Raw genomic sequence first — 5,080 nt, forward strand, 5'->3', positions numbered from 1 at the left:
GCAGGCGGTGCATATGGCCGCCGGCGCCATCCAGATGAACGCGGGCGACGCCTTCGTCTGCGCCGGCATCGAGAGCATGACCCGCGTGCCCATGGGCGGCTACAACCCCCTGCCCAGCCCCAAGCTGATGGACAGCTATCCAGAGGCCTATATGAGCATGGGCATCACCGCGGAGAATGTCGCAAGGCAGTATCAGATCACCCGCGAGGACCAGCAGGAATTCGCCGTCAAGAGCCACGCCAAAGCTGCCGCTGCACAGAAAGAAGGCCGTCTTCACGATGAAATCGTGTCGATCAAGGCGAATGGTCACGAGGTCAGCGAAGACGGCTGCATCCGCCCCGGCACGGACCAGGAGGCGCTGTCCGGCCTGAAGCCCGCCTTCGACGAGACCGGCACGGTGACCGCCGGCACGGCCTCGCCGCTCACCGACGGGGCTGCCGCCTGCCTGGTGTGCACCGAGGACTACGCGATGAAGCACGGCCTCGATGTGCTCGCCCGCGTCAAGTCGGCGGCGGTCGCCGGCTGCAAGGCGGAGATCATGGGCATTGGTCCGGTGGGGGCCAGCAAGAAGGCGCTTGCCCGCGCTGGTCTGGAGATCGGGGACATCGACGTGGTCGAGCTGAACGAAGCCTTCGCGTCGCAGGCGCTGGCCTCGATGCAGGACCTCGGCATGACCGAGGACCGGGTGAACCTGGACGGCGGCGCGCTCGCGCTCGGCCATCCGCTCGGCGCTACGGGTGCGCGCATCACCGGCAAGGCGGCGGCGGTGATGAAGCGCGAGGGCGGCAAATACGCGCTCGCCACCCAGTGCATCGGCGGCGGCCAGGGCATCGCCACGGTGCTGGAGGCGGTCTGATGCAGAGCGAAGCACGCGCCGGGGTTGGCAGTGGGCGGCCGGCGCAAATCCAAGAATCCGGCGCCGGGGTTGGCAGCGGGCGGCCGGCGCCAATCCAAAAAGCCGCCGTCATCGGCGCCGGCGTGATGGGATCGGGCATCGCCGCCCAGATCGCCAATGCCGGTTTTTTCGTACATTTGCTCGACATTGTCCCGGACGGGGCCGAAGACCGCAGCGTCCTAGCGAAGGAAGCGCTGAAGAAGGCCGCCAAAGCCGATCCTGCTCCGTTCATGAGCAAGCGTGCGATGAAGCTGGTCGAGCCCGGCAATCTCGAGGACGATCTCGACAAGCTCAAAGACGTCGACTGGATCGTCGAGGTGGTGGTCGAGAATCTGGAGATCAAACAGGCGCTCTATCGAAAAATCGCCGAGGTCAAGAAGCCGGGCGCGATCGTGTCGTCGAACACCTCCACGCTGCCGCTCGCGAAGCTCACCGAAGGGTTGCCGGAGTCGCTCGTCAGCGACTTTCTGATCACCCACTTCTTCAACCCGCCCCGCTATCTCCGCCTTCTGGAGGTGGTCGCCGGCCCCACGACGAACCAGTCAACGCTGGAGGCCGTTGCCTCCTTCGGCGACAAGATGTTGGGCAAGACGGTGATCCGGTGCAAGGACACGCCGGGCTTTGTCGGCAACCGCATCGGCGTCTATTGGATGCAGGCCGCCTTTACCGAGGCGTTCGCCATGAACCTGCCGATCGAGGAGGCGGACGCGGCGATGGGCCGTCCGCTCGGCATCCCCAAGACCGGGATTTTTGGCCTGGCCGATCTGGTCGGCATCGATCTGCTTCCCTATGTCGCCGGCAGCCTGCGCCAGGCCCTGCCGTCGGCCGACGGCTTCCATGCGATCGACAAGCCGCTGCCGCGGATCGAGGCGATGATCGAGGCGGGCTATACCGGGCGCAAGGGCAAGGGCGGCTTCTATCGTCTGAACAGGGAGGGTGGCGGTCGCGTCAAGGAGGCGATGGACCTCGCGACAGGCGAATACGCCACCGCCCAAAAACCCCGCCTCGAAGGCGTCGAAGCCGCGCGCAAAGGCGGCCCGCGCGCGCTCTTTGACGTCAACGAACCCGCGTCGGGTTGGGCGTGGGAGGTGATGAGCAAGACGCTCGCCTACGCCGCCTCCCTGGTGGGCGAGATCGCCGACGATATCACCCAGATCGATGCCGCGATGCGGCTCGGCTATGCGTGGAAATGGGGTCCCTTCGAGCTCCTCGACAAAATCGGCCCCGCCTGGTTCCGCCAGAAGCTAGCAGCTTCAGGCGTACCTTGTCCTTCGATCCTGGAGAAGGTCGGGGATGGGACGTTCTATCGGGTGGAAGAGGGGCGGCTGCAATATCTGACCGTGGATGGGGCGTATGCGGATGTTGTCCGGCCCGAAGGCGTGACCCTTCTGGAGGACATCAAGCGGGTTAAAGAAAAACCGCTCTTGAAGAACGGCGGTGCGTCCCTTTGGGACATCGGGGATGGGGTCGCGTGTTTTGAGATCCACACCAAGATGAACGCCATCGATCCGGACGTTCTGGACCTGCTGGCCAAGTCCATCGGCCATGTCGAAAAAAACATGAAGGCGTTGGTCATCTATAATGAGGGCTCGAACTTCTCGGCCGGCGCCAATATCGGCCTCGCGCTCTTTGCCGCGAACACCGCCGTCTGGCCGATGGTCGAGGACATGGTGGCGAAGGGCCAGAAAACGTACAGAAAACTCAAATACGCACCCTTCCCCGTGGTCGCCGCCCCGTCCGGCATGGCGCTCGGCGGCGGCTGCGAAATCTGCCTGAATGCCGATGCGATCCAGGCCTGCGGCGAAACCTATATGGGCCTGGTCGAAGTCGGCGTCGGCGTGATCCCCGGCTGGACCGGCTCCACCGAGATGGTCCAGCGCTGGATGACCAGGGAAAAGCGCCCCGGCGGGCCGATGCCGGCGATCTCCAAGGTGTTCGAGACGATCGGCATGGCGGAGGTGGCGAAGTCGGCGGCCGAAGCCAAAGAAAAGCTGTTCCTGCGCGAAGGCGATGGCATCACCATGAATCGCGATCGCCTGCTCGCCGATGCCAAGGCCAAAGCGCTCGGGATGGTCGAGGGCTACCAGCCACCGGAGCCGAAGGAAATTTCCCTGCCGGGGCCGACGGCGAAGATCGCCATGGGTATGGCGGTCGAGGGCTTTCGCCTGCAGGGCAAAGCGACGCCGCATGACGAGGTGGTCGCCACGGAACTCGCCACCATCCTCTCCGGCGGCGACACCGACATCACCGAGACCGTGACCGACGACCAGCTTTTGAAGCTGGAGCGCCAGGCCTTCATGAAGCTGATCAGGACACCGGCGTCGCTCGCCCGGATCGAGCATATGCTCGAGACCGGCAAGCCGCTTCGGAATTGACGGGGAGACCAGGACCATGACCGTCTACACCGCACCCGAGCGGGACATGAAATTCGTGCTCCACGAGCTCCTCGAGGTGGAGAAGCTCGCGGCGCTGCCCGGTTACGAGGAGGCGACCGCCGACACCATCGATGCGATCATCGAGGAGGCGGGCAAGGTCGCAGAAGAGGTTCTGTTCCCGCTCAATCAGCCTGGCGACCGGGAAGGCTGCGTCTTCGAGAACGGCGTGGTCAGAACGCCCGAGGGCTTCAAGGACGCGTATGATCAATTCACCGAGGCGGGCTGGTCGGCGCTCTCCGCCGATCCCGCCTATGGCGGCCAGGGCCTGCCCAAGGCCGTGCGCCTCCTGGTGGACGAGATGGTCTGCTCCGCCAATCTCTCCTTCGGCATGTATCCCGGCCTGACCATGGGGGCGTATAACGCCATCATCAAGCACGGCACCGACGAGCAGAAGGACACCTATCTGCCGAAGATGGTCGAGGGCCGCTGGTCCGGCACCATGTGCCTGACGGAACCGCAATGCGGCACCGATCTCGGTTTGATTCGAACGAAGGCCGAGCCTGCCGACGACGGCAGCTACGCCATCTCCGGGACAAAAATCTTCATCTCGGCGGGCGAGCATGATCTCGCCGAGAACATCATCCACCTGGTGCTCGCGCGCCTCCCGGACGCGCCCGCCGGCATCAAGGGCATCAGCCTTTTTCTCGTACCGAAATTCCTGCCGAACGATGACGGCGAGGCCGGCCCACGCAACGGCGTTGCGTGCGGGTCGATCGAGCACAAGATGGGCATCAAGGCATCCGCCACCTGCGTGATGAACTTCGATGCCGCCAAAGGCTGGCTGGTGGGCGAGCCCCATCGCGGCATGCGCGCCATGTTCACCATGATGAACGACGCCCGCCTCGAGGTCGGCATCCAGGGCCTCGGCATCGCCGAGACCGCCTACCAAAGCGCGGCCGCCTACGCCAAGGACCGGCGCCAGGGCCGGGCACTCACCGGATCCAAGGAACCGGATCAACCTGCGGACAGGTTGCTGGTCCATCCGGATGTGCGGCGCATGCTGCTCACCATGCGCGCGTTCAGCGAGGGGGGCCGCGCGCTCGCCTACTGGACCGGCATGCAGCTCGACATCTCGGAAAAGCACCCGGATCCCGAGGCGCGCCAGGCGGCGGATGACGTGGTTGCGCTGCTGACGCCGGTCATCAAGGCCTACTTCACCGACGAGGGCTTCAACAACGCCCATCTCGGCATCCAGTGCATGGGCGGCCACGGCTACATCGCCGAATGGGGCATGGAGCAGCTGATGCGCGACGCCCGCATCACGCTCCTCTATGAAGGCGCAAACGGCGTCCAGGCCCTCGACCTGGTCGGCCGAAAGCTGCCGCAAAAATTCGGCCGCCTGCTTCGGAGCGTCTTCCATCCGGTGATGGCGTTCATCGAGGAGCACCAGGCGGACCAGGACCTCGCCGAGTTCGTTCTCCCCATGGCCAAAGCCTTCTCCCGCCTCCAGCAGGTCACCCTGCACATCGCCCAGGCCGGCCTCAAAAACCCGGATGAGGCGGCGGCCGCCTCCGTCGACTACCTCCGCCTCTTCGCCCTGGTCACCCTCGCCTATATGTGGGTCCAGATGGTCAAGGTCTCGAAAGAGAAGCTGGCGAACGGAGCCAACGGCGACGCCACGTTCTACAACGCCAAAATCCAAACAGCCCGCTTCTTCATGACCAAAATCCTCCCCGAAAACTCCGCCCTCTTCGCCAAAATCATGGCAGGAAGCAAACCGCTCATGGCCCTCGAGGAGGAGAGCTTTTGA

The 5,080-nt window shown here is 64.7% G+C and carries 3 protein-coding genes; all 3 read left to right on the forward strand.

Annotation, left to right across the window (positions count from 1 at the left end; all coding sequences use genetic code 11):
• On the forward strand, positions 1 to 856 hold an 856-nt coding region (locus AAF481_20180), incomplete at its 5' end, for a thiolase family protein (protein MEM7483484.1).
• Complete coding sequence (locus AAF481_20185; GenBank protein MEM7483485.1) at positions 856 to 3,270, forward strand: 3-hydroxyacyl-CoA dehydrogenase NAD-binding domain-containing protein; 2,415 nt, start codon at positions 856 to 858, stop codon at positions 3,268 to 3,270. The genes AAF481_20180 and AAF481_20185, both read left to right, overlap by 1 nt.
• Before the next feature lie 16 nt (positions 3,271 to 3,286).
• Positions 3,287 to 5,080, forward strand: a complete 1,794-nt coding sequence (locus tag AAF481_20190; GenBank protein MEM7483486.1) for an acyl-CoA dehydrogenase C-terminal domain-containing protein — start codon at positions 3,287 to 3,289, stop codon at positions 5,078 to 5,080.

Source organism: Acidobacteriota bacterium, from assembly GCA_039030395.1.
GTDB lineage: Bacteria > Acidobacteriota > Thermoanaerobaculia > Multivoradales > JBCCEF01 > JBCCEF01.

What these genes read in the sequence shown, in the direction of transcription:
- AAF481_20185 (MEM7483485.1), top strand. Translation starts at nt 856, where the DNA reads ATGCAGAGCGAAGCACGCGCCGGGGTTGGCAGTGGGCGGCCGGCGCAA.
- AAF481_20190 (MEM7483486.1), top strand. Translation starts at nt 3,287, where the DNA reads ATGACCGTCTACACCGCACCCGAGCGGGACATGAAATTCGTGCTCCAC.